The sequence below is a fragment of the Angustibacter luteus genome (assembly GCF_039541115.1).
Taxonomy (GTDB): domain Bacteria; phylum Actinomycetota; class Actinomycetes; order Actinomycetales; family Angustibacteraceae; genus Angustibacter; species Angustibacter luteus.
This window is the reverse complement of sequence record NZ_BAABFP010000004.1, coordinates 336,750-362,860: the sequence shown is the minus strand read 5'-3', so window position 1 is coordinate 362,860 and position 26,111 is coordinate 336,750. Positions and strand designations below refer to the sequence as shown.

The 26,111-nt window shown below is 72.1% G+C and carries 27 protein-coding genes and 1 tRNA gene; 19 read left to right on the top strand and 9 right to left on the bottom strand.

Annotated elements, in window-relative coordinates; all coding sequences use genetic code 11:
• Positions 1–98 precede the first annotated feature (98 nt).
• Complete coding sequence (locus ABEB17_RS08130; RefSeq protein ID WP_345716178.1) at positions 99–518, bottom strand: hypothetical protein; 420 nt, start codon at positions 516–518, stop codon at positions 99–101.
• A gap of 153 nt (positions 519–671) precedes the next feature.
• Here ABEB17_RS08130 and ABEB17_RS08125 point away from each other — a divergent pair, with 153 nt between their 5' ends.
• The 9 genes from ABEB17_RS08125 to ABEB17_RS08085 all read left to right on the top strand — a co-directional run bounded on the left by ABEB17_RS08125 (position 672) and on the right by ABEB17_RS08085 (position 11,148).
• A complete protein-coding gene (locus ABEB17_RS08125; RefSeq protein WP_345716177.1) occupies positions 672–800 on the top strand; it encodes a hypothetical protein in 129 nt (42 codons plus the stop codon).
• The gene (gene kdpF, locus ABEB17_RS08120) at positions 797–886 is read left to right on the top strand and encodes a K(+)-transporting ATPase subunit F (RefSeq protein WP_345716176.1); all 90 of its coding nucleotides are present in this window, start codon (positions 797–799) and stop codon (positions 884–886) included. The genes ABEB17_RS08125 and kdpF overlap by 4 nt, the downstream gene beginning before the upstream one ends.
• Positions 887–888: 2 nt before the next feature.
• Positions 889–2,550, top strand: coding sequence for a potassium-transporting ATPase subunit KdpA (gene kdpA, locus ABEB17_RS08115; protein ID WP_345716175.1), 1,662 nt, complete (start codon positions 889–891; stop codon positions 2,548–2,550).
• The gene (gene kdpB / locus ABEB17_RS08110; protein ID WP_345716174.1) at positions 2,547–4,571 is read left to right on the top strand and encodes a potassium-transporting ATPase subunit KdpB; all 2,025 of its coding nucleotides are present in this window, start codon (positions 2,547–2,549) and stop codon (positions 4,569–4,571) included. The genes kdpA and kdpB overlap by 4 nt, the downstream gene beginning before the upstream one ends.
• Before the next feature lie 12 nt (positions 4,572–4,583).
• Positions 4,584–5,192, top strand: a complete 609-nt coding sequence (kdpC, locus tag ABEB17_RS08105) for a potassium-transporting ATPase subunit KdpC (RefSeq protein WP_345716173.1) — start codon at positions 4,584–4,586, stop codon at positions 5,190–5,192.
• A 5-nt stretch (positions 5,193–5,197) separates the two neighbouring features.
• Entirely contained in the window at positions 5,198–7,801 is a 2,604-nt protein-coding gene (locus ABEB17_RS08100) for a sensor histidine kinase (protein ID WP_345716172.1), read from the top strand.
• Positions 7,798–8,496 carry a response regulator gene (locus tag ABEB17_RS08095; protein ID WP_345716171.1) on the top strand — a complete coding sequence of 233 codons (699 nt, stop codon included), beginning with the start codon at positions 7,798–7,800 and terminating at the stop codon, positions 8,494–8,496. Before ABEB17_RS08100 ends, ABEB17_RS08095 begins: the two co-directional genes overlap by 4 nt.
• A gap of 159 nt (positions 8,497–8,655) precedes the next feature.
• A complete protein-coding gene (locus tag ABEB17_RS08090; protein WP_345716383.1) occupies positions 8,656–10,629 on the top strand; it encodes an APC family permease in 1,974 nt (657 codons plus the stop codon).
• A 21-nt stretch (positions 10,630–10,650) separates the two neighbouring features.
• The gene (locus ABEB17_RS08085) at positions 10,651–11,148 is read left to right on the top strand and encodes a cupin domain-containing protein (protein WP_345716170.1); all 498 of its coding nucleotides are present in this window, start codon (positions 10,651–10,653) and stop codon (positions 11,146–11,148) included.
• Positions 11,149–11,150: 2 nt separating this feature from the next.
• Here the strand turns inward: ABEB17_RS08085 and ABEB17_RS08080 are convergent, their stop codons facing one another.
• Genes ABEB17_RS08080 through ABEB17_RS08070 form a run of 3 tightly spaced genes read right to left on the bottom strand, consistent with a single transcriptional unit; the run spans position 11,151 to position 12,210 of the window.
• Complete coding sequence (locus ABEB17_RS08080; protein ID WP_345716169.1) at positions 11,151–11,357, bottom strand: hypothetical protein; 207 nt, start codon at positions 11,355–11,357, stop codon at positions 11,151–11,153.
• Complete coding sequence (locus tag ABEB17_RS08075) at positions 11,333–11,887, bottom strand: hypothetical protein (protein ID WP_345716168.1); 555 nt, start codon at positions 11,885–11,887, stop codon at positions 11,333–11,335. The genes ABEB17_RS08080 and ABEB17_RS08075 overlap by 25 nt, the downstream gene beginning before the upstream one ends.
• A complete protein-coding gene (locus ABEB17_RS08070) occupies positions 11,884–12,210 on the bottom strand; it encodes an STAS domain-containing protein (RefSeq protein WP_345716167.1) in 327 nt (108 codons plus the stop codon). Before ABEB17_RS08070 ends, ABEB17_RS08075 begins: the two co-directional genes overlap by 4 nt.
• A 123-nt stretch (positions 12,211–12,333) precedes the next feature.
• Here ABEB17_RS08070 and ABEB17_RS08065 point away from each other — a divergent pair, with 123 nt between their 5' ends.
• From ABEB17_RS08065 to ABEB17_RS08050, 4 genes are all read left to right on the top strand, one after another.
• Positions 12,334–13,080 (top strand): winged helix-turn-helix domain-containing protein, encoded by a 747-nt coding sequence (locus ABEB17_RS08065; protein WP_345716166.1) that lies wholly within the window; start codon positions 12,334–12,336, stop codon positions 13,078–13,080.
• A gap of 27 nt (positions 13,081–13,107) precedes the next feature.
• Positions 13,108–14,499, top strand: coding sequence for a HAMP domain-containing sensor histidine kinase (locus ABEB17_RS08060; protein WP_345716165.1), 1,392 nt, complete (start codon positions 13,108–13,110; stop codon positions 14,497–14,499).
• The gene (locus ABEB17_RS08055; RefSeq protein ID WP_345716164.1) at positions 14,496–15,128 is read left to right on the top strand and encodes a GerMN domain-containing protein; all 633 of its coding nucleotides are present in this window, start codon (positions 14,496–14,498) and stop codon (positions 15,126–15,128) included. The genes ABEB17_RS08060 and ABEB17_RS08055 overlap by 4 nt, the downstream gene beginning before the upstream one ends.
• Positions 15,129–15,206: 78 nt before the next feature.
• A complete protein-coding gene (locus ABEB17_RS08050; protein WP_345716163.1) occupies positions 15,207–15,698 on the top strand; it encodes an aromatic ring-opening dioxygenase LigA in 492 nt (163 codons plus the stop codon).
• 6 nt (positions 15,699–15,704) lie between these two features.
• Here the strand turns inward: ABEB17_RS08050 and ABEB17_RS08045 are convergent, their stop codons facing one another.
• Together ABEB17_RS08045 and ABEB17_RS08040 are read right to left on the bottom strand one after the other, a co-directional pair.
• Positions 15,705–16,838, bottom strand: a complete 1,134-nt coding sequence (locus ABEB17_RS08045; protein WP_345716162.1) for a DUF3048 domain-containing protein — start codon at positions 16,836–16,838, stop codon at positions 15,705–15,707.
• Positions 16,839–16,973: 135 nt separating this feature from the next.
• Positions 16,974–17,056: transfer RNA gene (locus ABEB17_RS08040), tRNA-Ser, on the bottom strand.
• A 147-nt stretch (positions 17,057–17,203) separates the two neighbouring features.
• On the opposite strand from ABEB17_RS08040, the gene ABEB17_RS08035 reads away from it, so the two are divergent.
• Positions 17,204–18,739, top strand: coding sequence for an EAL domain-containing protein (locus tag ABEB17_RS08035; protein ID WP_345716161.1), 1,536 nt, complete (start codon positions 17,204–17,206; stop codon positions 18,737–18,739).
• Positions 18,736–19,734, top strand: coding sequence for a Gfo/Idh/MocA family protein (locus ABEB17_RS08030; protein WP_345716160.1), 999 nt, complete (start codon positions 18,736–18,738; stop codon positions 19,732–19,734). Before ABEB17_RS08035 ends, ABEB17_RS08030 begins: the two co-directional genes overlap by 4 nt.
• Here the strand turns inward: ABEB17_RS08030 and epsC are convergent.
• From epsC to ABEB17_RS08015, 3 genes are all read right to left on the bottom strand, one after another.
• The gene (gene epsC, locus ABEB17_RS08025) at positions 19,731–20,369 is read right to left on the bottom strand and encodes a serine O-acetyltransferase EpsC (RefSeq protein WP_378227013.1); all 639 of its coding nucleotides are present in this window, start codon (positions 20,367–20,369) and stop codon (positions 19,731–19,733) included. The genes ABEB17_RS08030 and epsC overlap by 4 nt on opposite strands.
• A 10-nt stretch (positions 20,370–20,379) precedes the next feature.
• Positions 20,380–21,312: a cysteine synthase A gene (gene cysK, locus ABEB17_RS08020; protein WP_345716159.1), complete on the bottom strand. Its 933-nt coding sequence runs from the start codon at positions 21,310–21,312 to the stop codon at positions 20,380–20,382.
• A gap of 243 nt (positions 21,313–21,555) precedes the next feature.
• Positions 21,556–22,548 carry a LacI family DNA-binding transcriptional regulator gene (locus ABEB17_RS08015; RefSeq protein ID WP_345716158.1) on the bottom strand — a complete coding sequence of 331 codons (993 nt, stop codon included), beginning with the start codon at positions 22,546–22,548 and terminating at the stop codon, positions 21,556–21,558.
• Between the two features lie 163 nt (positions 22,549–22,711).
• Here ABEB17_RS08015 and ABEB17_RS08010 point away from each other — a divergent pair, with 163 nt between their 5' ends.
• From ABEB17_RS08010 to ABEB17_RS07995, 4 genes are read left to right on the top strand one after another with little or no spacing between them, the layout of a single operon-like run.
• Complete coding sequence (locus tag ABEB17_RS08010) at positions 22,712–23,812, top strand: substrate-binding domain-containing protein (protein WP_345716157.1); 1,101 nt, start codon at positions 22,712–22,714, stop codon at positions 23,810–23,812.
• 2 nt (positions 23,813–23,814) lie between these two features.
• Complete coding sequence (locus tag ABEB17_RS08005; protein WP_345716156.1) at positions 23,815–24,837, top strand: ABC transporter permease; 1,023 nt, start codon at positions 23,815–23,817, stop codon at positions 24,835–24,837.
• On the top strand, positions 24,834–25,673 hold the full coding sequence (locus tag ABEB17_RS08000; protein WP_345716155.1) for an ATP-binding cassette domain-containing protein: 840 nt from the start codon (positions 24,834–24,836) through the stop codon (positions 25,671–25,673). The genes ABEB17_RS08005 and ABEB17_RS08000 overlap by 4 nt, the downstream gene beginning before the upstream one ends.
• Entirely contained in the window at positions 25,670–26,098 is a 429-nt protein-coding gene (locus tag ABEB17_RS07995; protein ID WP_345716154.1) for a universal stress protein, read from the top strand. Before ABEB17_RS08000 ends, ABEB17_RS07995 begins: the two co-directional genes overlap by 4 nt.
• Positions 26,099–26,111: the final 13 nt, after the last annotated feature.

The window sequence follows — 26,111 nt, the reverse complement described above, 5'->3', positions numbered from 1 at the left end:
GGACTGGGACGGCAGCGCCCCTGGCCAGCGTGGTCGGACGTCCCGCAGAGCGAGTCGGGGACGGGCGTCAGCGACCCGGTGGTGGCCTCCGTCTACGACTACCGGACCGATGTCGCACCGTGGTTGATCGCCCGCCTCGGCGCCCGGTCGACGTCGACCGTCGCGCTGGTCCAGGACGCGGTCCCCCGGTGACGTCGCACCAGCCGTGACGCGAGGGCGGCGCCGACCGAGCCCCCGGTGAGCGCGAGCAGCCGGACGACGTCGGTTCCGGTCACCGGGGTGAGCTGACCCCAGCGGTGCCCGTCGAAGCCGGTGACCAGCAGCCAGCCGAGGACGGCGACCAGCACCGCCGTGGGCAGCCGCACACCGACGCAGCAGGCGAGCGACAGGGCACCGACCACACCGGTCGCGACGCCGATGCCCTGACCGTGCAGCGCGGGCGCGAGGAGCAGCCCGGCCGCCAGCAGCACCGCGGGTGCCGCACCGTCCCACCCTCGTCGAAGCTCGGTCCAGGTCATGCCCTGATCGTGCGCCCGCCGCAGCCCGATCGACCCCGGCCCTTGCGCCTTCCTGACACCGCAGCACCGGATCCTCACGCCGTCCCAACACCGCGGCCGCCGAACCCCGTGCATGGACGGCGCATGGAACACCGGCGCACCCGTTAGGAACCCGTGAGGACGGCGCGACCGGGCCGATCCGGTGCCGAGACTGACGCCGTGACCGATCTGCTGATGCTTCTCGTCGTCGTGACCTTCTTCGCGCTCAGCGCGCTGGCCCTCAAGGGGGTCGAGCGGCTGTGAGCGTCGAGAACGCCGTCGGCCTCGCCGCGGCCGTGCTGCTGGTCGGCTACCTGCTGGCCGCCCTGATCTTCCCGGAGCGCTTCTGACCATGAACGACCTCACCGCCGGGCTGCTGCAGCTCGGACTGCTGCTGGCGGCCCTCGCCGTCTGCTACCGACCGCTCGGCGCCTACATGGCCCGGGTCTACACGAGCGAGCGCGACCTGCGGGTCGAACGCGGGCTCTACCGCGTGATGGGCGTCGACTCCGCCGCCGACCAGCGGTGGCCCGTGTACGCACGCTCGCTGCTGGCCTTCTCGGCCGTCTCCGTCGTCGGACTCTATGCGCTGCAACGCCTCCAGCCGCACCTGCCGCTCAGCCTGGGCTTCCCCGGTATCCCGCCGGAGCAGGCGTTCAACACCGCGGCCTCGTTCGTGACCAACACGAACTGGCAGTCCTACTCGGGTGAGTCCGCGATGGGGCACCTGACCCAGATGGGCGGGCTCGCCGTCCAGAACTTCGTGTCCGCCGCGGTCGGCATGGCCGTCGCCGTGGCGTTGATCCGCGGCTTCGTGCGCTCGCGCACCGACCGGCTCGGCAACTTCTGGGTCGACCTGGTGCGCGGTTGCCTGCGCATCCTGCTGCCGCTGTCCGTGCTGTCCGCGCTCGCGCTGATCGGGCTCGGCGCGGTGCAGAACCTGTCGAGCGGGACGGCGGCCCGCACCCTGGGCGGCGCGACCCAGACCCTCCCGGGCGGGCCGGTCGCGTCGCAGGAGGCGATCAAGGAGCTCGGCACCAACGGCGGTGGCTTCTTCAACGCCAACTCGGCGCACCCCTTCGAGAACCCCAACGCGCTCAGCAACCTGCTTGAGATCTTCCTGCTGCTGCTGATCCCGGTCTGCCTGACGTACACGCTCGGCCGGATGCTGGACGACCGGCGGCAGGGCTACGCGGTGCTGTCCGCGATGACCGCCCTGTGGGGACTGGTGCTCACCGCGATGTGGGCGCTGGAGGCCGCGCACCCGGGCACGGCGCTGCGGCTGGCCGGCGCGTCGATGGAGGGCAAGGAGACCCGCTTCGGCGAGGCCGCGTCCGCGCTGTTCGCGACGTCGACGACCGGGACGTCGACGGGCGCGGTGAACTCGTTCCACTCCAGCTTCACCGCGCTGGGCGGCGGGCTGGCGATGGTCGGCATGGGGCTGGGAGAGGTCTCGCCCGGCGGCACGGGTTCCGGGCTCTACGGGATGCTCGTCCTCGCGATCGTCACGGTGTTCGTCGCCGGGCTGATGGTGGGCCGCACCCCGGAGTACCTGCGCAAGAAGATCACCGCGCGCGAGATCAAGCTGGTGTCGCTGTACATCCTGGTGATGCCGGTGGTCGTGCTGGCCGGCGCCGGGCTCGCGATGGCGTTGCCCGCGGGGCGGGACTCGATCCTCAACCCGGGCCCACACGGGCTGTCCGAGGTGCTCTACGCGTTCCTGTCGGCGGGGAACAACAACGGCTCGGCGTTCGCCGGGCTGGGCGCGAACACGCCGTTCTACAACGTCGCGCTCGGGGTGGTCATGCTCGTCGTCCGCTTCCTGCCGATGCTGCTCGTCCTCGCGCTGGCCGGTTCGCTGGCCGCCCAGCACCCGGTCCCGGAGACGGCCGGCACCCTGCCGACCCACCGTCCCCTGTTCGTCACCATGCTCGCCGGCGTCGTCATCGTCGTCGCCGGTCTCACTTTCTTCCCCGCGCTCGCGCTGGGACCTCTCGCGGAGGGACTGCGTTGACCACCGCCCGCACGCTGCTCGCGGCACTGCCCGATGCCGCCCGCAAGCTCGACCCGCGCACGATGGTGCGCAACCCGGTGATGTTCGTCGTCGAGGTCGGCGCCGTGCTGGCGACCGCGCTGGCGGTGACCGACCCGGACGTGTTCGCCTGGTCCGTCGTCGGCTGGCTGTGGGCGACCGTGCTGTTCGCCAACCTCGCCGAGGCGGTGGCCGAGGGCCGTGGCAAGGCGCAGGCCGCGACCCTGCGCAACGCCCAGGCGCAGACCACGGCGCGTCGGCTGGGTGCGGACGGCGCGGCTGAGGACGTCGTCCCGGCGGCGGAGCTCCGGCTCGGCGACGTCGTCGTGGTGGACGCCGGCGAGCTGGTCCCCGGGGACGGCGACGTCATCGAGGGCGTGGCCAGCGTGGACGAGTCGGCGATCACCGGCGAGTCCGCCCCGGTGATCCGCGAGTCCGGCGGCGACCGCAGCTCGGTCACCGGCGGCACCCGGGTGCTGTCGGACCGGATCGTCGTCCGGATCACCGCCAGGCCCGGCGAGAGCTTCATCGACCGGATGATCGCGCTGGTGGAGGGCGCGGCGCGGCAGAAGACGCCCAACGAGATCGCCCTGAACGTCCTGCTGGCCAGCCTGACCGTGGTCTTCCTGATGGCCACCGTCACGCTGCAGCCGTTCGCGGTCTACAGCGGCGCCGAGCAGTCCCTGATCGTCCTGGTGGCCCTGCTCGTCTGCCTGATCCCGACCACGATCGGTGCCCTGCTGTCCGCCATCGGCATTGCGGGCATGGACCGGCTGGTGCAGCACAACGTGCTCGCCATGTCGGGCCGCGCCGTGGAGGCGGCCGGCGACGTCAACACCCTGCTGCTGGACAAGACCGGCACGATCACCCTCGGCAACCGGCAGGCGAGCGAGCTGCTGCCGGCGGCCGGGGTCAGCGCGGCCGAGCTGGCCGACGCCGCGCAGCTGTCCAGCCTGGCGGACGAGACACCCGAGGGCCGGTCGATCGTGGTGCTCGCCAAGACCGCCTACGGACTGCGTGAGCGCGCCGCGGGGGAGCTGACGTCGGCGCACTTCGTGCCGTTCACCGCGCAGACGCGGATGAGCGGCGTCGACCTGGACGGCGGGCGGCAGGTCCGCAAGGGAGCGGCCGGCGCGGTGCTGGCCTGGGTGCGGGAGAACCACGGTCAGGTCGGCCCGGACGTCGCAGTGGCCGTCGACGCGGTGGCCACCGCCGGCGGCACCCCGCTGGTGGTGGCGGACGTGACGGCGGGCGGCGCCGCCCGCGCGCTCGGCGTCATCACCCTCAAGGACGTCGTCAAGCCCGGCATGCGCGAGCGCTTCGAGGAGATGCGCCGGATGGGCATCCGCACGGTGATGATCACCGGCGACAACCCGTTGACCGCCAAGGCGATCGCGGACGAAGCCGGCGTCGACGACTTCCTCGCCGAGGCCACGCCCGAGGACAAGATGGCGCTGATCAAGCGCGAGCAGGAGGGCGGCCGGCTCGTCGCGATGACCGGTGACGGCACCAACGACGCGCCCGCGCTGGCCCAGGCGGACGTCGGCGTCGCGATGAACTCCGGCACCTCCGCCGCCAAGGAGGCCGGCAACATGGTGGACCTGGACTCCAACCCCACCAAGCTCATCGAGATCGTCGAGATCGGCAAGCAGCTGCTGATCACCCGCGGGTCGCTGACGACGTTCTCCATCGCCAACGACATCGCCAAGTACTTCGCGATCATCCCCGCGATGTTCGCCGGGGTGTACGGCGGCCTGGGCACGCTCAACGTGATGGGCCTGGCCACCCCGCGCTCGGCCATCCTGTCCGCGGTCGTGTTCAACGCCCTCGTGATCGTCGCCCTCATCCCGCTGGCCCTGCGCGGCGTCCGGTACCGGCCGTCGTCCGCGGCGGACATGCTGCGCCGCAACCTCGCCGTCTACGGCCTCGGCGGCATCGTCGCCCCGTTCGTCGGCATCAAGCTCATCGACCTGCTGGTGTCCCAGATCCCCGGCATCGGCTGACCAAGGAACCCCATGTCTGCCCGCACCGCACCTGCCCTCCGCCAGTACGCCGCCGCCGTCCGCACCCTCGTGGTGCTGACCGTGATTCTCGGCCTGGCCTACCCGCTGGGGATGACCGCAATCGCCCAGATCACGTTGCGGCACAACGCCGACGGCTCACTGGTGAGCCACGGCGGCCGCACCGTCGGCTCGAGCCTGATCGGCCAGTCGTTCACCGACCACGACGGCTACTTCCAGAGCCGGCCGTCGGCGGCGGGCCAGGACGGCTACGACGCGCTCGCGTCGTCCGCGTCGAACCTCGGACCGGAGAACGCGGACCTGGTCACCGCGATCACCCAGCGGCGGGCCGCGGTGGCCGCGTCCGACGCCGTCGCCCCGCGCGACGTCCCGCCGGACGCGCTGCTGGCCAGCGGCTCGGGTCTGGACCCGCACATCAGCCCGGCGTACGCCCGGATCCAGGTCGCGCGGGTGGCCCGCGAGCGCGGCCTGGACGTCGCGACCGTGCGGCGGCTGGTCGCCCAGCACACCCAGGGTCGGGTGATCGGGTTCCTCGGCGAGCCGCGGGTGAACGTGCTCGAGCTGAACCTGGCGCTCGACCGCGCCACCGACGCGGCAGACTGAGTCCGATGGGAGGTGGTCGCGTGGGCCGCGGCACGCTGCGCGTCTACCTCGGGGCCGCCCCCGGGGTGGGCAAGACCTTCGCCATGCTCGACGAGGGCCACCGACGGGTCGAGCGCGGCACCGACGTCGTCGTCGGGCTGGTCGAGACGCACGGCCGCCAGCACACCGCGGACCTCGTCGAGGGGCTCGAGGTGGTGCCCCGGCGCGAGCTGACCCACCGCGGCGGGACCTTCACCGAGATGGACGTCGACGCCGTGCTGGCCCGCCGCCCGCGGGTCGCGCTGGTCGACGAGCTCGCCCACACCAACGTGCCGGGTTCACGGAACGCCAAGCGCTGGCAGGACGTCGAGGAGCTGCTGGCTGCGGGCATCGACGTGGTCGCCACCGTCAACGTCCAGCACCTGGAGTCCGTCAACGACGTCGTCGAGAAGATCACCGGCGCGCGCCAGCAGGAGCGGCTGCCCGACGCGGTGGTCCGGGCGGCCGACCAGGTCGAGCTCGTCGACATGGCCCCCGAGGCGCTGCGCCGCCGCATGGCGCACGGCAACGTCTACACCGCCGACAAGGTGGACGCCGCGCTGGGCAACTACTTCCGGGTCGGCAACCTCACCGCGCTGCGCGAGCTGGCCCTGCTCTGGGTGGCCGACAAGGTCGACGAGTCGATGCAGGACTACCGCGCCGCGCACGGAATCCAGGGCACCTGGGAGACCCGCGAGCGGGTGGTCGTCGCGCTGACCGGCGGCGCCGAGGGCGAGACGCTGATCCGCCGCGCGGCGCGGATCGCGGCGCGGTCCGCCGGCGGGGACGTGCTGGCCGTGCACGTGGCCCGCTCGGACGGGCTGACCGGCGCGAGCCCGGCCGACCTGGCCACCCAGCGCCAGCTCGTCGAGACCCTCGGCGGCTCGTACCACCAGGTCGTGGGGGACGACGTCCCGCGCGCGCTGCTGGAGTTCGCCCGGGCCGAGAACGCCACCCAGCTCGTGCTCGGCGCCAGCCGGCGCTCGCGGTGGGGTGCGCTGCTCGGCGGGCCGGGGATCGGGTCGGCCACGATCCGCGGCTCGGGGGACATCGACGTCCACCTCGTCACCCACGCCCAGGCCGGTCGCGGTCGCGCGCTCCCCCAGCTCGGCGGCGCACTCACGGTGCGACGTCGGGTGTACGGCGTCCTGCTGGCGGTGCTGGCGCCGCCGCTGCTCACGCTCGCGCTGGTCCCAGCGCCCCCGCAGCTGAACCTGATCAGCGACGTCCTGCTGTACCTGCTCGTCGTCGTCGGCGTCGCGCTGGTCGGCGGGCTGCTGCCGGCACTGCTCGCGGCGGTCAGCTGCTCGATGCTGCTGAACTACTACTTCACGCCGCCGCTGCACACCTTCAACATCAGCGAGACCAACAACGCGCTGGCCCTGACGGTCTTCCTGGTCGTGGCCGCGTCCGTCAGCTCGGTGGTCGACCTGGCCGCGCGGCGCACCCGGCAGGCGGCGCGCGCCTCGGCGGAGTCCCAGACGCTCGGCACCCTGGCCGGCAGCGTGCTGCGCGGCGAGACGGGGCTCGCGGGCCTGCTGGAGCGGGTGCGCGAGGCCTTCAGCCTGGACGACGTGACGCTGCTCGAGCGCTCCGGCCCGGCGGACCGCGGTACGTTCACCGTGGTGGCGACCGCCACGGCCACCGCAGGCGCGGACGCCTGCCCGAGCCCGCAGCAGGCCGACGCCGAGTTCCCGGCCGGCGAGCAATTGGTCCTGGTGGTGCGGGGTCGCCCGCTGCGCGCCGAGGACCAGCGCGTGGTCGGCGCGTTCGCCGCGCAGGCCGGGGCCTTGCTGGAGCGATCGCGGCTGGCCGAGCAGGCCGCGGCGGCAGCGCCCCTGGCGGCCACCGACCGCATGCGCACCGCGCTGCTCGCCGCCGTCGGGCACGACCTGCGCACCCCGCTGGCCTCGGCCAAGGCGTCCGTGACCAGCCTGCGCAGCACCGACGTCGCGTGGTCCGCAGACGACCGCGACGAGCTCCTGCTCACCGCCGACGAGTCGCTGGACCGGCTCGCCCGGTTGGTGGACAACCTGCTCGACATGAGCCGGCTGACCGCTGGGGCGATGACGGTCCAGCGGAGGGCGGTGGCGCTTGACGAGGTGGTGCCGCTCGCCCTCGACGACCTCGGACCGGACGGCGCGCGCGTCCTCGTCGACGTCCCGGACGACCTGCCGGAGGCGGACGCCGACCCCGGGCTGCTCGAGCGCGTCGTGGCCAACGTGGTGCAGAACGCGCTGCGGTACAACGACTCCGACGTCCCCGTGCGGATCACGGGCAGCAGCCTCGGCGAACGGGTCGAGCTGCGCGTCGTCGACCGCGGGCCGGGCATCCCCGCCGACAAGCTCGACACGGTGTTCGTGCCGTTCCAGCGGCTCGGCGACACCGACAACACCACCGGCGTCGGCCTCGGGCTGGCGCTGTCCCGCGGGCTCGCCGAGGCCATGGGCGGCACGCTCACGCCGGAGGAGACACCGGGTGGCGGGCTGACGATGGTCATCGCCCTGCCCGTGGCGCGGGACGACCCGCACGACGCCGAGCCGGGACGCCGCGAACGCGCCGATCCCGCTGCGGCGCAGGGGGTCTCGTGACCACCGTCCTGGTCGTGGACGACGAGCCGCAGATCCTGCGCGCGCTGGCGATCAACCTGCGGGCCCGGCACTACACGGTGCTCACCGCGGCGACCGGCGCCGACGCACTCGCGCTGGCCGGGCGGCACAACCCGGACCTGGTGGTGCTCGACCTCGGCCTGCCGGACCTGGACGGCGTCGAGGTCGTGCGCGGGCTGCGGGGCTGGACCGCCGCGCCCATCGTGATCCTGTCCGGCCGCAGCGACAGCATCGACAAGGTCGAGGCGCTGGACGCCGGCGCCGACGACTACGTGACCAAGCCCTTCTCGGTGGACGAGCTGCTGGCCCGGCTGCGGGCCGTCACCCGGCGCTCGACGCCCAGTGACGCGCTCCCGGTCGTCCGGTTGGGCAGCACCACCGTCGACCTGCCCGCCCACCGGGTGACCGCGGACGACGAGGGGCAGGCACGCGACGTCCGGCTCACCCCGACCGAGTGGCACCTGCTCGAGGTGCTGCTGCGCCACCCCGGCAAGCTGCTGACCCGCCGCCAGCTGCTCGCCGAGGTCTGGGGCCCGGGCTACGAGAACGCCGACGGCAACCTGCGGGTCTACATGGCCCAGCTGCGGCGCAAGCTCGAGCCGGACCCGGCGCGACCGCGGTACCTGCTCAACGAACCCGGGCTGGGCTACCGGTTCGAGCCACAACCCTCCCCCTGACCCCCACCCCAACCCCGCGGTGATCATGCACGTTCGCCCGGGCGCGCGTCGCCGACCGGGGCGAACGTGCATGATCACGGCGGGGTTGGGGGGGAACCCTAACGACTTCCTTGCGGATGCACCGCGCACCCGGCCGGACGATGGTTGGAGGCCCGGCGAATGACGCCGGGCGGTGCGCGAGGAGGTTCGGTGTCGACGTCCACCCGGACGGAGGTGCGTGGCTGGTTGCTGCGCGGGATGAGCGAACCCGCGGCCCGCCATCCCGGCCCGCACGCCCACCCGAGCACCCGCGAGGCGCACCGCGACCCGTGGTGGCGCGTCATGTGCCTGACCGGCGTCGACTACTTCTCGACCCTCGGCTACCAGCCAGGCATCGCCGCGCTCGCAGCCGGTGTCCTGTCGCCCCTCGCCACCGTGGTGCTCGTGCTCGTCACCCTGTTCGGTGCGCTCCCGGTCTACCGCCGGGTGGCCGCCGAGAGCCCGCGCGGCGAGGGCTCGATCGCCATGCTGGAGCGGCTGCTGTCGTTCTGGAAGGGCAAGCTGTTCGTCCTGGTGCTGCTCGGCTTCGCGGCGACCGACTTCCTGATCACCATGACCCTGTCCGCGGCCGACGCGACCGCGCACATCGACGAGAACCCGTTCTGGCCCAGCGCCTTCCACGGCCACGAGGTGATCGTGACGCTGGTGCTGCTGGCCGCCCTGGGCGCCGTGTTCCTCAAGGGCTTCACCGAGGCCGTCGGCATCGCGGTCGTCCTGGTCGGCGTCTACCTGGCGCTGAACGTGGTGGTGATCGCCGACAGCATGTGGCACATCGTCACCGAGCCGATCGTGGTGACGCACTGGACCACCGCGGTCACCGACTCGCACGGCAGCCCGTTCATGATCATCGCCGTCGCCCTGCTGGTCTTCCCCAAGCTCGCGCTGGGCCTGTCCGGCTTCGAGACCGGCGTGGCGGTCATGCCGCACATCGAGGGCGACGCGGACGACACCGAGCAGCGGCCCACCGGGCGGATCCGCGGTGCCCGCCGCCTGCTCACCAGCGCCGCCGTCATCATGAGCATCTTCCTCATCTTCAGCAGCTTCGTGACCACCCTGCTGATCCCGGCGCGCGAGTTCCAGCCCGGCGGCGCCGCCAACGGTCGCGCCCTGGCCCACCTCGCGCACACCTACCTGGGCAACGGCTTCGGCACGGTCTACGACATCTCCACCATCGCGATCCTGTGGTTCGCCGGCGCGTCCGCGATGGCCGGGCTGCTGAACCTCGTGCCCCGGTACCTGCCGCGATACGGCATGGCGCCCGACTGGGCCCGCGCCGTCCGCCCGCTCGTGCTGGTGCTGACCGCCATCGCGTTCCTCGTCACGATCCTGTTCAACGCGGACGTCGACGCCCAGGGCGGCGCGTACGCGACCGGCGTCCTGGTGCTGATCACCTCCGCCGCGGTCGCCGTGACCCTGTCGGCCCGCCGGGCCCGGCAGACCGCGAAGACCTGGGGCTTCGCCGCCATCGCAGCGGTCTTCGTCTACGTGACCATCGCGAACGTGATCGAACGGCCGGACGGCGTGAAGATCGGCGCCTGCTTCATCGCCGGCATCGTGGGCGTGTCCGCCGTCTCGCGGGTGCGCCGGGCCTTCGACCTGCGGGTCACCGAGGTCGAGCTGGACCACAAGGCGCAGATGTTCGTCCGGGACAGCGTGCGGTCGAACGTGCGCCTGGTGGCCAACGAGCCCGATCAGCGGGACGCGCACGAGTACCGCGAGAAGCTCCGCCAGACGATGCACGACCACGATCTGCCCAGCCCCGGTGACGTGCTGTTCGTCGAGGTGACGGTCACCGACCCGTCAGAGTTCGAGACCCGACTGAAGGTGTGCGGCGAGGTGCGGGCCGGGCAGTACCGGGTGCTGACGATGCAGGCCTCAGCCGTGCCGCCGGCCCTGGCCGCGCTCGCCCTCGACGTCCGCGACCGGACGGGCCACCGGCCGCACCTGTACTTCGAGTGGACCGAGGGCAACCCGGTGCGGCACTTCCTGCGCTACCTCGTGCTCGGGCAGGGCGAGGTCGCGCCGGTGACCCGGGAGATCCTGCGTCAGGCTGTGGCCGAACCGGAGCGCCGGCCGCACGTGCACGTCGGCTGAGCGCGTCGTAACGTCGACCGCATGTCGTACCCACCGCCCGTCTACCACGGCGAGAACGGTGAGGTCAGCGCCTCGTTCCGCCCCGCCACCGCGGCACCCGAGCTCAGCAACCAGCCCGGCAACGACGTCCACTACCTGGCCACCGGGGAGTCCACCGGCGGCCAGCTGGGCCTCTACCGCTGGGACTTCGGGCCGCAGCGCAGCGGCCCCGACCCGCACTTCCACCGGGCCATCACGGAGTCGTTCTACATCCTGGCCGGCACGGTTCAGGTGTACGACGGCTCACGCTGGGTGGACACGGCGCCCGGCGACTTCCTGTACGTCCCGCAGGGCGGCCTGCACGGGTTCAAGAACGTCTCGGGCGAGCCGGCGTCCATGCTCATCCTGTTCACCCCGGGCGCGCCGCGGGAGGGCTACTTCGAGACGCTCGCGGACGTCGCCCAGCACCGGCGCCCACCGCTGGCCGACCCGGAGCGCGCGGCGTTCATGGACCACCACGACACGTTCTGGGTCGACTGAGCTCAGCCGGCGCGGGTCAGGCCGGCGTCCAGGTCGAGCACGAGGTCGTGGCTCCCGCTGCGGCAGAGCAGCTCGTCGAGGTCCTCCAGGCGGGCCACCGCGTCGGCGACCGCAGCCTCGTCGCCGGCCGCCTGGGCCAGACCGAGGTCGTGCACGGCGCTGGCCCGCTGGGCGTTGAGCTCGTTCAGGAACGCTGCGCTGATCCCCATGTCGCCTCCTCCTGGTCCGAACCCGCCACCGGCACCGGAGCCGGTCGACGGGTCACGATCACACCGCTGCCGCTCGGCAGCCCTTCGAACAACTCAGCAAGCAGATCGACCGGATCCTTCCCGGTCACCCGATCCGGCAGCGACTGCAGCACGGACACGACCGACTCGGGGAGCACGTCGAGCGCGTCGGACGAGAGTACGAGAAGACGCTCCCCCGGGTCCATCCCGATCCGCTCCGGCACCCCCGGCACGGCCGGCAGGGTGCGCGCGGCCGTGCTGGAGACGAGCAGAGCGGGTGGGGTGGACGGCGCGTCGACGCTGACGCTGCCGTCCCGGCGCAGCACGACCCACGTCCTGCGCCCACCCCACCCTGGCTCGTCGCCGACCCCGACCCGCAGGCCGTCCTCGGTCCGCTCGACCTGCACCGCCCCCGGGCGGGCGGCCACCGTGGCCACGCTCCACACCCGGTCGCGGACCAGCCGCTCGCGCCGCCCGAGGCCGCCTGCCCACACCTGGGTCGACATGGTCATCGCCGCCCACGCAGCGGGACGTCCAGCGCCGCACCCAGCCCGGTCCGCCGTAGCTCGGCGAGCTGCGGACCACGGACGCCGCGCACCGACATCGGGACGCCGCGCGCCAGGCACCGGCGCTTGCTCCACAGCAACGCCGCCACCACGCCGGACGACAACCGGCCGAGCCCGCTGACGTCGACCACCAGCCGCGCGTCGCCCGCGCTCAGCACCTCACCGAGCCGGGACGGCAGCGCGGCCAGCGCGAGCGCGGTCGTGTCGTCGTCCAGGACGACCACCACGTCCCGGCGTCCGACCGGCACCGCTTCGCTCGTCTGGGTCATGTCATTCATCCTGGCTCCCGAACGTTGCGATCGGGCGCGTCGCTTCTTTGCGGTTTGTTGACGACCGAGGCCCAGCACGCCGGTACGGGCAGCCGGGGCCGAACCGCCTGGCAGCATGGAGCGGTGGCTACCCGGTTGCTCGTGCTCGAGGACGACGACGGGATCCGCAGCGCCCTGGCCCTGGCCCTGGAGGACGAGGGCTACGAGGTCCTGGAGCACGCCGACGCCGAGCACGCGCTGGCCACGGTGGCCGACGAGCGGGTCGACCTGATGCTGGTGGACCTCATGCTCGGCGGCATGGACGGCTTCACGTTCATCCGGCGGGCCCGCCCCATGAGCCAGGCGCCGATCATCGTGCTCAGTGCCCGGGCCGGCACCGACGACATCGTCGCGGCCCTCGAGGCGGGCGCCGACGACTACGTCACCAAGCCCTTCGTGGTCGAGGAGGTCAGCGCCCGGTTGCGCGCCCTGCTGCGCCGACCGCCGGCCGCCGACCCGGCCGAGGCGGCGGCGCAGGCGCCGGGTCCAGCCGGTGCGGACCAACCCGAGGACCACGCTGCCGCAATGGTTCTGGACGCCGAGACCGGGCTGACGCTGGACCATGCCGCCGGTGCGGTGCGACGCGGCCAGACCCAGGTGCACCTGACCCTCACCGAGTTCCGCCTGCTCTGCGAGCTCGCCTCGCCGCCCGGTCACGTGCTGAGCCGGCGCACGCTGCTGGAACGGGTCTGGGACCGCGGCTTCTTCGGCGACGAGCGCATCGTCGACGTCCACATCCGCCGACTGCGCACCAAGATCGAGCGCGACGCCGGCGCACCCGAGCTCGTCGTCACCGTGCGCGGCCTCGGCTACCGACTCGACCCGCGATGACGGGCGCGACGTGAAGCCAGGCCCAGCGTGAGACGGCGACGCCCCTGGGGGCTGCGCGCGAGCGTCACGGTGGCGTTCACCGGTGGGGCGCTGATCCTGTCGGCGGTGCTGGCCGCGGGCACCTACTTCGTGGCCCGGCACTACCTCGTCGACCAGCGTGAGCGCACCGCGACCCGGCAGGCGTTCGCCGACGCGTCCTTCGTGCGCGACGGCCTGCTCACCTCCGGGGCCCAGGTCAGCGACGTGCTCGGCGACGTCGCCCCGCCGTCCGACACCGACATCGTGGTGCACCGCGGCGGCCGGTGGTTCTCCTCGTCCCTGCAGGCGGACGCGCGGGCGATCCCGGCCAGCGCGCAGCAGGCCGTCGCGCACGGGCGGGCGACCCTGGTCTGGGCCACCGGACCGAACGGCCGCGAGCTGGTCGTCGGGGTGCCGCTGCCCGCGGTGGGCGCCGAGTTCTACGAGGTCAGCAGCCCCACCGAGCTCAGCGGCACGCTCGGCACCCTGCGGCTCGTCCTGTTCGGGTTCGCCGTGCTGACCGCCATCGGGGGCGCCCTGCTCGGCCGGTACGCCGCCCGCCGGGTGGTCGCCCCCCTGGACGACGTCGCCGCCGCGGCAGCCCGCATCTCCGTCGGCGAGCTGAGCACCCGGCTGCCCAGCACGGACGACCCGGACCTGGCCGCCATCGTCGGCTCGTTCAACGCGATGGTCGAGGCGCTCGACGAGCGGATCCAGCGCGACGCCCGGTTCGCGGCGGACATCAGCCACGAGCTGCGCTCCCCGCTCACCACCCTCGTCACCAGCGTGGCGGTGCTGCAGCGTCGCCGCGACGAGCTGCCGGACCGCTCGCAGCAGGCGCTCGACCTCGTCGCCACCGAGCTCGACCGGTTCCAGCGCTCGCTCGAGGACCTGCTCGAGCTCGGCCGGCTGGACGCGGGCGTGGCGACCCAGGCGCTCAGCGACGTCGACCTCGGCGACCTCGTCCGGCACGCGCTGCAGGCCAGCCACCGCGCGACGACTCCCACCCTGCCGACCGAGCCACTCGTCGTCCGGGTCGACAAGAACCAGCTGAGCCGGGCCCTGTTCAACCTCTTCGACAACGCCGACCTGCACGGCGGCGGGCTGCGGGCCGTCGCGGTCGAGCGGTCCGGCCCCGACGCGCTGGTGACCGTGGACGACGAGGGACCGGGCGTGCCGCTCGCCGAGCGGACCCGGATCTTCGAGCGGTTCGTGCGGGCCGGTTCGCGCGGCTCCCGGCAAGGCACCGGGCTGGGCCTGAGCCTGGTGGCCGAGACGGCGCGGGCCTTCCACGGCGGCGTGGGGTGCACCGACCGGCCGGGTGGTGGTGCGCGGTTCGTGCTGCGGCTCCCTCTCGTCGCCGAGGGCGCCGCTGTCGCGGAGCCGGCGGGCGTGTCGTGACCGGCCGACGGATCGCCGCCGCCGCGCTGTGCCTGGTCGCGCTCGGTGGGTGCGGGCTGCCCGCGGACGGCGACCCGCGCGCGATCAGGTCCGGCGACGTCCCGTACGGGCTGCTCAGCCCGAGCCCGAACGGCTCGGCCACGGCGTCGCCCGACCTGCGGGTGCGCGAGGCGGAGCCGCGCACCTACCTGCTGGACGCCGACCAGCAGCTGGTCGCCGTCCCCACCCCGGTGGACACGTCGTCCCTGGAACCTCGGGAGCAGCTGGCGGTCCAGCTGAAGATGCTGTCCGCCGGCCCCACCGACCGCCAGCGCGCCGCCGGGCTGAGCACCGCGCTCACGCCGGGGGTGGACCTCGCGCTGGTCGACCTGGTCGACGGCCTGGCGACGCTCGAGGTGCAGGCGGCGGCGAAGGACCCCTCGGCGGACCGGCTGCCGCTCGCGGTCGGTCAGATCGTGCTCACCGCGACGACGGTGCCGGGAGTTCGCTCGGTGCAGATCGTCCGGGACGGCAAGCCCGTCGAGGTCCCGCTGCCCGGCGGCGCCTTGACCGCCGAGCCCTTGCTCCGCTCGGACTACCGCGAGCTGATCGCCCGGCCCGCCCCGACCCCGCAGACGACCTCGGGCTGAGATCGCGGATGATCTTGTCGCGGCCGGTCGGCGCTGCGATGGTGGAGGTCCGCGCCCGACTTGCCAGAGGAGCCCGAGATGTCCGACAGCGATCCGACGCCAGACCCCCAGCCGACCGAGCCCGCCGTCGCCACCGAGGCGCCTGTCGCCGCCCGACCGAAGCCGGCGGGCCGCGCGCTCGCGACCATCGTCATCGTGCTCGGGCTGATCTTCGTGGTCGCCGGCGCGGGTACGTGGGTGGTCATCTCCACCACCCTGGGCGACGAGGGCATCACGGTCTCCGAGGACGCCGCGCACTTCGCGGGCCAGAAGGTCGACCAGCCGTGGACGGCCTACGCCCAGGCGAACGTGATCGAGAAGCACGCGACCGAGATCGGCGGCGGCAAGACCTACGCCGAGCTCGACCAGGACGACCCGAAGCGCGAGACGGTGATGACCGCGTCGTTCCTGCGCGCCAGCCTGTTCACCTCGGTCGTGGCGTTCGGCGTCGCACTGGCCGTGTTCGGGATCGGCGTCACGGTGATCCTGATCGGCCTCGCCCTGCTCAAGGTCGGCCGCGTCCGCGCCTGAGCGCGGTCAGGCCTTGACCAGCACCTTGGCGTTGCTCTGCGGGAGCTCGACGTAGGTCTGGCCGGGGGCCATCTTCAGCGGCGTACCGTCGCTGAGCGTGAAGCTGAACAGCCCGTTCACGGGACCCTTCTTCCACGTGCCGGCGACGTACTTGCCGCCGTGGAAGTAGGCGAACGTGCCCTTGGCGTTGACGATGTCGTGGATCGGCTCGTCGTGCCCGCTGCCGTGGAAGATCTTCGCGTAGTGCTGCTTGGCCCGGATCACCAGGACGTTGTCCGGCGCGACGCGGGTCCCGTCGGCCAGCACGTGCGGCCCCCACGGCATGCTGCGCAGGTACGTGCCGGACTTCTTGTCGTACGTGTAGCCCATGTCGTAGGTGTGGCCCTGCTTCCACGGCACGTGGATCGTCCGCGCTGGCTTGCCCTTGTCCGTGCTCACCTCGTCGACCGCGGTGGCGAACGGCAGGTACAGGTGCGGCGGTCCACCACGGAACTTCTTGGTCTGCTTCGCCAGCTGCTTCGGGTGGCAGACGACGGCGCGGTCGTAATACGTGACGCCCTGGTACGTGCGCACCCGGTTCGGGTCGATCGAGTACGAGCCCGTCCCCTTGGTCGCCATGTACGAGCGCGAGCCGTCGATGAACCTCGCGAAGTGCTTGACGTAGTTCAGCACCCAGCCGGTCGCCCCGGTGTTGCCGATGACCGCACCGATCGGGCTCAGCAGGGCGATGTCCACCGGGCGGATCGAGCGGACCGGGCCCACGCCGTCCGGCAACCGGGAGTGGAAGACCGGGACGAGCCGGGTGCTGCTGTAGCCGCTGGAGTCGCGGTAGCCGTCGAGCTCCACGAACACGATGTCGGCCTTGTCCAGGCCGACCTGCGGGTGCTCGTTCTTGTTGTCCGGGACCTTGACGGCGACAGCCGTGTGCTTCCCGTCCGCCGGGTTCTTCATGACCCGGCCGGTCAACGGCCAGCGCGGACGGGGGTCCGAGGGGGTCGGCGACGGCGTCGGGGTCGCGCTGGGCGACGGGGACGCGGGGGCCGCCTGCGGCTTGTCGTGCGAGCACGCGGCGACCACGGCCGCACCAGCGGCGCCGATCGCACCCAGCAGCAGAGTCCGGCGGTCGAACGATTGCCTCACGTACCCTCACAAGCTCGGTCGTCGTCCACCAGACGGGAGGCCGGGTGCCTCAGCGGACGAGTTTACCGGCTGATACGTGACAACCCGGCATCGTCTCGCTGACGCTGTGACGAACGTCAATCTCTGTCACGTCTGCGGAGGGTGAGGGATTCGAACCCTCGGAGGTTTCCCTCGGGCGCTTTCAAGGCGCCTGCACTCGGCCACTATGCGAACCCTCCCGGGCGGCGCCAATTCTGGCAGACCACCGCTCCGGCTCCGCCGATCGGGGGCATTTGTCACCCAGCGCCACGAAACGTCGCCGATCGTGGGAGGGTGGTCGTGCAGGATGCGGCGTCCTGAGGCGCCAGGGGAAGGCCAGGTACAGGGTGGGCGCTCAACCGACGTCCGAGATCGAGGCGAGACTCCGCCGCGCCCTGAGCCAGCGCGCGATCGGTCTGCACTACCAGCCCATCGTCACCCTCCCCTCGGCCCGCCCCGTGGCCGTCGAGGCGCTCGCCCGGTGGAGCGACCAGACCCTCGGCGACGTCCCGCCGGACTCGTTCATCCCGGTCGCCGAGTCCAGCGGCCTGATCCACGCGCTCGGCGCCCACGTGCTCGAGCTCGCCTGCCGCGCGACCCAGGCGTGGAGCAACGGGGTCCGCCCGCAGACCAGGGTCTCGGTCAACGTCTCACCGCTGCAGCTGGCCAACGACACGTTCGTCTGGCAGGTCGCGGCGGCCCTGGAGGAGTCCGGCCTGGACCCCCGCCGACTGGTGCTCGAGATCACCGAGTCCGCCGCGCTCGGCGACATGAACGAGGCCGCGGCCCGGCTGCACGCCCTGCGCTCGCTCGGCGTCCGGATCGCGCTGGACGACTTCGGCATCGGGCACTCCCCGCTCAGCCTGCTGCGCCGGCTGCCCATCGACATCATGAAGATCGACCGCTCGTTCGTGGCCCGGGTGCACGAGAACGCCCGGGACGCCGTCATCGTGCGGTTGCTCATCGACACCGCCCACAGCCTCGGCCTGTCCGTGTGCGGCGAGGGGGTCGAGACCCGCGAGCAGGCCCGCCAGCTCGTCGCGCTCGGCTGCGACACCGCCCAGGGCTGGTTCTTCGGCCGCCCCGAACCCGCGTCGTCCGACCTGACCGCCGAGCTGCACCCGCCGCCCGGCCCGCTCGAGCACGCCCTGGACGTCCGCCTACCGGCCCCCATCCAGATCGGCTCCGAGGAGCTCGTCACCATCGCCGACCCCGACGCGACGGTGCTCTACGCGTCGCCGGGGGCGCTCGCCGTCCTGGGGTACACGCCGTCGGAGGTCATCGGGACGTCGGCCGCCGACCACCTGCACCCCGACGAGGCCCCCGAGATCATGGCGACCCGCGAGCCCGAGGTCGGCGAGCGGGCCTCGGTGCGGGTGCACCGGGCCCGGCACCGCGACGGCTCCTATCGCTGGCTGAACACCCGCTCCCAGCTCGTGCGCGACGAGACCGGCAAGCCACTGCAGGTGGTGTCGACCAGCCGGGACGTCACGCCGCAGGTCGAGGCGGAGCACCAGCTCGCCTCGCTCGAGGCGACCCTGCGCTGGGCGTTCGACCAGTCCCCGATCGGCCTGGCCCTCTCGGACTTCGACGGGGTGATCCTGCGCAGCAACACCTCGTTCGCCTCGATGCTCGGGTACTCGCCCGACGAGGTGATCGGCAAGACCGTGGCCGACCTCACCCACCCCGACGACCAGCTGGCGGACACGTCGAACCTGATCGAGCTGCTCGATGACCACGCCAGGACGCAGCAGGTGGAGAAGCGGTACCTTCACGCCACCGGGGCACCCGTGCCGGCGAGGGTCTGGGCCAGCACCCTGGACGACGAGAACGGGGACCCGGCGTACGTCGTCGCCCACATCCTGCCCCTGGAGCCCCCGTGACCTCGAGCTCGACCACCCGGTTCGGCGTGATCGGCACCGGCGGCATCGCGTCCGTCATGACCTCGGACATCGCGCTGCTGCCGGACGTCGAGGTCGTGGCCGTCGGCTCGCGCAGCGCGGCGTCGGCCGAACGCTTCGCGGGCGCCCACGGCGTGCCGCGGGCGCACGGCAGCTACGCGGACCTCGTCGCCGACCCGGACGTCGACGCCGTGTACGTGGCGACCCCGCACCCGGGCCACCTGGACGCCGCGCTGCTGGCCATCGAGGCCGGCAAGGCCGTGCTCATCGAGAAGCCGTTCACGATGAACGCCGCCCAGGCGCGCGAGATCGTCGACGCGGCCCGGGCGCGCGGGGTGTTCTGCATGGAGGCCATGTGGACGCGCTTCCTCCCGCACGTCCTGCGGATCCGCGAGCTCGTGGCCGCCGGCGCGCTCGGCGAGATCACCACGGTGACCGCCGACCACGACCAGTGGTTCGCCTTCGACCCGGAGCACCGGCTGTTCTCCCCCGAGCTCGGCGGTGGCGCGCTGCTCGACCTGGGCGTCTACCCGGTCTCGTTCGCCTCCATGCTGCTGGGCACGCCGTCCCAGGTCACCGCGCGCGCCGACTTCGGCCCGACCGGCGTGGACGCGCAGACCTCGATGATCTTCGAGTACGCGAGCGGGGCGCACGCGGTCCTGTCGACCACGATGCGCGCCGCCGGGCCCTGCCAGGCCGCGATCGTGGGGACCGAGGGCCGGATCGAGATCGACACGACCTGGTACGCGCCGACGTCGTTCGTCTTCCGCCCGCGGGTCGGTGAGCCGGAGGTGTGGACCGAGGAGCCGGCCCCGGACGAGCACAAGGGGCTGCGCTTCGAGGCGGCCGAGGTCGCTCGCTGCCTGCGCGAGGGCCTGACCGAGAGCCCGGCCATGCCGCTGGACGAGACCGTGGCGATCATGGAGACGCTGGACCAGGTCCGCGACCAGATCGGGCTGACCTACCCCGGCCTCTAGATGAAGATCGCCGGGTCGGCCCAGACGTCGTAGGGGTCCTCGACCCGGACGTCGGACGGCGGCTGCCGCACCTGCCCCGGGACGCCGACCACGACCGAGCCCGGCGGCACGTCCTTGACGACGACCGCGTTGGCGCCGATCTGCGCGCCGGCGCCGACCACCACGGGCCCGAGCACGCGGGCGCCGGCGCCGATGGTCACGCCGTCCTCGATGGTGGGGTGCCGCTTGATCCGCTCCATCGACCGGCCGCCCAGCGTGACGCCGTGGTAGAGCATCACGTCGTCGCCGATCTCGGCGGTCTCACCGATCACCACGCCCATGGCGTGGTCGATGAACAGCCGCCGGCCGATCTGCGCACCGGGGTGGATCTCGACCCCGGTGACGGACCGGTTGAGCTGGGACAGCAGCCGCGCCGACAGCTTCAGCCCCGGCCGCTGCCACATCTGGTGCGCGAGCCGGTGCACCCAGACGGCGTGCAGACCGGGGTAGCACAGCAACAGCTCGGCCCGGCCGCGCGACGCGGGATCACGTCGCGCGGCCGTGTCGAGGTCCTCCGTCAGCCGTTCCCGGATGGCGGCCAGACCCGTTGCCAGAGAAGGGCTCGGGGCGGTCGACGTGGAACGGCGCACGTGCATCAGCAGCCGATCAGTCGAGCAGGTCGCTGTAGAGGATCGTCGAGAGGTAGCGCTCGCCGAAGCTCGGGATGATGACCACGATCGTCTTGCCCGCGTTCTCCGGGCGCTGCGCGACGTCGACCGCGGCCTTGATCGCAGCACCCGACGACAGCCCGACGAGCAGACCCTCCTCGGCGGCCGCACGACGGGCCCAGGTGACCGCCGTCTCGGCGTTGACGTCGATGACCTCGTCGTAGATGCCGGTGTCCAGGATCTCAGGGACGAAGTTCGCGCCGATGCCCTGGATCTTGTGCGGCCCAGGGGTCCCGCCGTTCAGGATCGGCGACTCCTCGGGCTCGACCGCGATCATCTGGACGCCGGGCTTGCGCTCCTTGAGCACCTGCCCGACGCCGGTGATCGTGCCACCGGTGCCGATGCCGGCCACCACGATGTCGACCTCGCCGTCGGTGTCGTCCCAGATCTCGACGGCCGTGGTCTTGCGGTGGATCGCCGGGTTGGCCTCGTTGGCGAACTGCCGGGCCAGGACGGCGCCGCGGTCCTTGGCGATCTCGTCGGCCTTGTTGACGGCGCCCTTCATGCCCTCGGAGCCGGGCGTCAGCACCAGCTCGGCGCCGAAGGCCCGGAGCAGCGCGCGGCGCTCCTTGCTCATGGTCTCGGGCATGGTCAGCACGACGTCGTAGCCGCGGGCGGCGCCGACCATCGCGAGCGCGATGCCGGTGTTGCCGCTGGTGGCCTCGACGATGGTGCCGCCGGGCTTGAGCTCGCCGGACGCCTCGGCGGCGTCGATGATCGAGACCCCGATCCGGTCCTTGACGCTGTTGGCCGGGTTGTAGAACTCCAGCTTGGCCAGGACGGTCGCCCCCGCGCCGTCCGTGATGCGGTTCAGACGTACCAGCGGCGTGTTGCCGATCAGCGTGGTGACGTCGTCGTAGATGCGGCTCACGTGCAGCTCACCTCATGCTTCTGGGCGCGACGGGACGCCGGGGGTGACGTCCCTCGTCCCAGGGAACACCGCGCACGGCCGCGAGTCATCCCGTGGACACCAAGTGTCCACATCGCGAGACCCCACCCCGGTGATCATGCACGTTCGCCCCGCCGGGCTGCCTCCCCGCGTGACTGGCCAGGGCGCCGCGGGGCGAACGTGCATGATCACCGCGGAGGGTGTGCGGGGTGGCGGGGGGGCGGGCTAGGGCCGGAGCTCGCCGGACCCTCGCGCCACGAGCTCGGGGTGGAGCACGATGTGCTGGGACGCCGAGTGGTCGCCGTCGATGCGCGCAAAGAGCAGGCGGGTCACCTCGACGCCGATCTGGGCGACGTTCTGCCGGATCACGGTCAGCGGCGGGTCGACGATGTCGGCGAGCGGGAAGTCGTCGAAGCCGACCAGCGCGATGCGTCCGGCCAGGCCGCGCTGGCGCAGCGCCCGGATCGTGCCGATCGCCAAGGCGTTGCGGGCCGCGAAGATCGCGGTGGGTGGCCGGTCCAGGTCGAGCAGCCGCAGGGCCGCCTCGTAGGCGGCCCGGTCCTTGCGCACGCCCATCACCACGTGCTCGCGCAGCGGCTGCAGGCCGGCCTTCCGCATCGCCTGGTGGTAGCCCGTGAGCCGGTCGGCGGCCGTCTGGATCCCGGGCAGGTCACCGATCAGCGCGATGCGTGCGTGACCGTGCGCGATCAGGTGCTCCACCGCCATCCGGGCGCCGAGGGTGTTGTCGACGGTCACCGAGTCGGCATCCAGCCCGTGCGGGCGCCGGTCCACGAAGACGACGGGCAGGCCGCTGCGCACGTCGTCGACGAGGTAGTCCTGCCGCTGCGTGGCCGGCATCAGCAGCAGGCCGTCGACGCGGCGGCGGACCAGGCTCTCCACCAGGCTGCGCTCGCGCTCGGGCTCCTCGTCCAGGCTGGAGGCGAAGAGCAGCATGTCGCGGCTGTGCGCGGCGTCCTCGAGGCTGCGCAGCAGCGACGCGCTGAAGCTGTTGCTGACGTCCTGCAGCAGCGCGCCCACCATGGCGCTGCGGGCGTTCGTCCGGCGCAGGTTGCTCGCCGCCAGGTTGTGCCGGTACCCCAGCTGGCGAACCGCCTTCTCGACCCGGGCCGTGACCTCGGGCGAGACGCTGGCCTCGCGGTTGACCACCCGGGACACCGTCTTCAGGCTCACGCCGGCCAACGCGGCGACTTCACGCATTGTCGCCCGCGGTCGCGGTGCCCCTGATGACAACGGTGTCACGATCACACCTGCTTTCCGGGCAAACCATTGACTTTCTCGGCTACTGGGACTACACACTATGTTTGACATCGTTGTCAAGCAGTAGTTCCGCCAAGAGAGGGACACCCTGACCATGACTCGCATGACTCTCAGCAGCCCGTCCATGAGACGGGCCATCGCCATCACTGCGGCCTGCGTCACGGTGGCGGGCCTCGCGGCCTGTGGCCGCGGCGACGACTCCAGCTCGGGCTCCAGCTCGGGCGGCGAAAAGGCCGTCGGCGTCAGCCTCATCACGAAGGACTCCACCAACCCGTTCTTCGTCGCCATGCAGAAGGGCGCGAAGGAGGACGCCTCCAAGAACAACGTCAAGCTCACCGTGGCCTCCGGCAAGCAGGAAGGTGACGACGCCGGCCAGATCACGGCGATCGAGGACTCCATCGCCCGCGGCGACAAGGGGATCCTGATCACGCCGATGAGCACCGGCGTAAACGCGGCCATCAAGAAGGCCCGGGACGCCGGCCTGTACGTCATCGCGCTGGACACCCCGCCCGACCCGGCCAACACGGTCGACATCACGTTCGCCACCGACAACCGCGAGGCCGGCAAGCTCGACGGCCAGTGGGCGGCGGCGACCCTCGCCGGCAAGGCGGCCACGATCGCCCTGCTGGACCTGTTCGACGACAAGATCGTCTCGGTCGACTACAACCGCGACCAGGGCTTCCTCGAGGGCATGGGCATCGACGTCGCCGACCCGAAGAAGAACGGTGACGAGGCCAAGACCGGCAAGTACACCGGCGGCCAGGGTGGCGACTACACCATCGTCTGCAACGAGGCCGGGCAGGGCGCCGAGGACGGCGGCCGCACCGCCATGGAGAAGTGCCTGGCGAAGAACCCGAACATCAACCTCGTCTACACGATCAACGAGCCGACCGCGGTCGGCGCCAACGGTGCGCTGAAGGCCGCTGGCAAGACGGCCACCATCGTGTCCGTCGACGGCGGCTGCGCCGGCGTCTCCAGCGTCAAGAGCGGCGTCATCGGTGCCACGGCGCAGCAGTACCCGCTGAAGATGGCGACGCTGGGCATGGAGGCCATCGCCAAGGTCGCCCGTGGCGGCGAGAAGCCGGCGACGACGTCCGGCCTCGACTTCTTCAACACCGGGGTCGCGCTGATCACCGACAAGCCCGCTGAGGGCGTGAAGAGCATCACCTCAGACGAGGGTCTGAAGATCTGCTGGGGCAACTGACCATGAGTGACACGGTCGAGTCCGCTGCCGCCGAGTTCGCTCGGCGGCAGCACTCCCCACTGCAGAAGGTCCAGCATCAGCTGCACGGGAAACCCTGGCTGAGCCCGCTGTTCCTGCTGCTGGTCGCGTTCGTGGCGTTCTTCATCGCGACGCCCACGTTCCTGACCGCCACCTCGATGGGCATCCTGCTCCAGCAGACGGCCGTCGTCGCCTGCCTGGCAGTCGGCCAGACCCTGGTCATCCTCACGGCGGGCATCGACCTGTCGGTCGGGGCGATCATGGTGCTGTCGATGATGGTGATGGCGTCGCTGGCCCAGGACGGCGGGATGCCGGGCATCCTGGCCCTGCTCCTCGGCTTCGTGCTCGCCACGGCGGCCGGGGCCCTCAACGGGTTCCTGGTCACCCGGGTCAACCTGCCGCCGTTCATCGTCACGCTGGGCACGCTCAGCATCTTCACGGCGATCGCGCTGCTGTACTCCGGCGGCTCGAGCATCCAGGCCGAGCACCTGCCGCGGATCCTGAACATCCTCGGCGAGGGGTTCAGCATCGGCGACTTCCGGCTCACCTGGGGCATCGTCGTCGTGGTCATCGTCTACATCGTGATCGGCTTCGTGCTGGCCCAGACCGCCTGGGGCCGGTACGTGTACGCCGTCGGTGACGACCCCGAGTCGGCGCGCCTGTCCGGTGTGCCGAGCAAGCGGATCCTGCTCGGCGTCTACACCGTCGCCGGCCTGATCTACGGCATCGCGGCGTGGGTCCTGATCGGGCGGGCCGGCGCTGCGACGCCGAACGCCGTCCCGGACGCCAACCTGCAGAGCATCACCGCGGTGGTCATCGGCGGCACCAGCCTGTTCGGTGGTCGTGGTCGCCTCATCGGCACGGCCATCGGTGCGCTCATCGTCCAGACCCTGCAGTTCGGGCTGTCCCAGATGGGCGTCGACCAGCAGTGGCGCGTCCTCGCGACCGGCGTCCTGGTGATCGTGGCCGTCGCGGTCGACCAGTGGATCAGGAAGGTCAAGGCATGACCACGTCAGAGTCAGAGCTCGACGTCGCCTACGGCGGCGTACCGGCCGGCAAGGAGAGCATCTACAGCCAGCAGCCGGTGCTGTCGGCCCGCAAGCTCGTCATCACCTTCGGTCGCGTGGTCGGCCTCGACGGGGTCGACGTCGACCTGTACCCCGGCGAGATCCTGGCGGTCATCGGTGACAACGGGGCCGGCAAGTCGACGCTCATCAAGTGCCTGACCGGCGCGTACGTCCCCGACTCGGGGACGATCACGCTGAACGGCGCACCGGTGAGCTTCAAGAAGCCGCAGGACGCTCGCGAGGCGGGAATCGAGACGGTCTACCAGCAGCTCGCCGTCATCCCGGCCCTCGACATCGCCAGCAACCTGTACCTGGCGCGCGAGGACCGTCGTCCCGGACCGCTCGGTTCGGTGCTTCGCATGCTCGACAAGAAGGGCATGGAGCAGCGGGCCGGCAAGGCGGTGCAGGGCCTCGGGATCCAGACGATCCAGAACATGACCCAGGCCGTCGAGACGCTGTCCGGCGGTCAGCGTCAGGCCGTCGCCGTGGCCCGCGCCGCGGCGTTCGGCAGCAAGGTGGTCGTCCTCGACGAGCCGACCGCCGCGTTGGGCGTCAAGGAGTCCGCTGCGGTGCTGGACATGATCAAGCAGCTGCGCGACAAGGGGCTGTCGATCATCTTCATCAGCCACAACATGCCGCACGTGTGGGAGGTCGCGGACCGCATCCACATCCAGCGGCTGGGTGGTCGAGCCGGCGTCATCACCCCGCAGACGCACGACATGGGTGCGGGCGTGGCGATCATGACCGGTGCCAAGAAGGTCGGGGAAGCGGCGTGACCGGAAGTGCCGCCGTGGCCGAGCGGATCGTCGTCGGCTACATCCCGAGCCCGCAAGGGATCGCGGCCTTCGAGCGGGCCAAGGACGAGGCGGTACGTCGTAGCGGGCGTCTGGTCGTGGTCAACACCGGGCACCACGGCAACTACTCGGACGCGGCGTTCGCCACGGCCGAGGACCTGGACGCCATCGACGCCGAGCTCACGAGCGCGGGGATCGAGCACGAGGTCCAGCAGCCCACGGCCGGGCGGGACGCGGCCGAGGAGATCCTGCGGGTCGCCGAGGAGCAGCGCGCGACGCTGATCGTGATCGGCATCCGGTACCGCAGCCAGGTGGGCAAGCTCCTGTTGGGCAGCACCGCCCAGCAGGTGCTGCTCGAGGCGGCGTGCCCCGTGCTCGCGGTGAAGGAGTCCGCTCGGTCCCGCTGACCGGGGACCTCAG

What these genes read in the sequence shown, in the direction of transcription:
- kdpA (WP_345716175.1), top strand. Translation starts at nt 889, where the DNA reads ATGAACGACCTCACCGCCGGGCTGCTGCAGCTCGGACTGCTGCTGGCG.
- ABEB17_RS08075 (WP_345716168.1), bottom strand. Translation starts at nt 11,887, where the DNA reads ATGACCATGTCGACCCAGGTGTGGGCAGGCGGCCTCGGGCGGCGCGAG.
- ABEB17_RS08130 (WP_345716178.1), bottom strand. Translation starts at nt 518, where the DNA reads ATGACCTGGACCGAGCTTCGACGAGGGTGGGACGGTGCGGCACCCGCG.
- epsC (WP_378227013.1), bottom strand. Translation starts at nt 20,369, where the DNA reads ATGCACGTGCGCCGTTCCACGTCGACCGCCCCGAGCCCTTCTCTGGCA.
- ABEB17_RS08050 (WP_345716163.1), top strand. Translation starts at nt 15,207, where the DNA reads ATGTCCGACAGCGATCCGACGCCAGACCCCCAGCCGACCGAGCCCGCC.
- kdpC (WP_345716173.1), top strand. Translation starts at nt 4,584, where the DNA reads ATGTCTGCCCGCACCGCACCTGCCCTCCGCCAGTACGCCGCCGCCGTC.
- ABEB17_RS08010 (WP_345716157.1), top strand. Translation starts at nt 22,712, where the DNA reads ATGACTCTCAGCAGCCCGTCCATGAGACGGGCCATCGCCATCACTGCG.
- ABEB17_RS08085 (WP_345716170.1), top strand. Translation starts at nt 10,651, where the DNA reads ATGTCGTACCCACCGCCCGTCTACCACGGCGAGAACGGTGAGGTCAGC.
- ABEB17_RS08005 (WP_345716156.1), top strand. Translation starts at nt 23,815, where the DNA reads ATGAGTGACACGGTCGAGTCCGCTGCCGCCGAGTTCGCTCGGCGGCAG.
- ABEB17_RS08080 (WP_345716169.1), bottom strand. Translation starts at nt 11,357, where the DNA reads ATGGGGATCAGCGCAGCGTTCCTGAACGAGCTCAACGCCCAGCGGGCC.
- ABEB17_RS08070 (WP_345716167.1), bottom strand. Translation starts at nt 12,210, where the DNA reads ATGACCCAGACGAGCGAAGCGGTGCCGGTCGGACGCCGGGACGTGGTG.
- ABEB17_RS08100 (WP_345716172.1), top strand. Translation starts at nt 5,198, where the DNA reads ATGGGAGGTGGTCGCGTGGGCCGCGGCACGCTGCGCGTCTACCTCGGG.
- ABEB17_RS08090 (WP_345716383.1), top strand. Translation starts at nt 8,656, where the DNA reads ATGACGCCGGGCGGTGCGCGAGGAGGTTCGGTGTCGACGTCCACCCGG.
- ABEB17_RS08000 (WP_345716155.1), top strand. Translation starts at nt 24,834, where the DNA reads ATGACCACGTCAGAGTCAGAGCTCGACGTCGCCTACGGCGGCGTACCG.
- ABEB17_RS08015 (WP_345716158.1), bottom strand. Translation starts at nt 22,548, where the DNA reads ATGCGTGAAGTCGCCGCGTTGGCCGGCGTGAGCCTGAAGACGGTGTCC.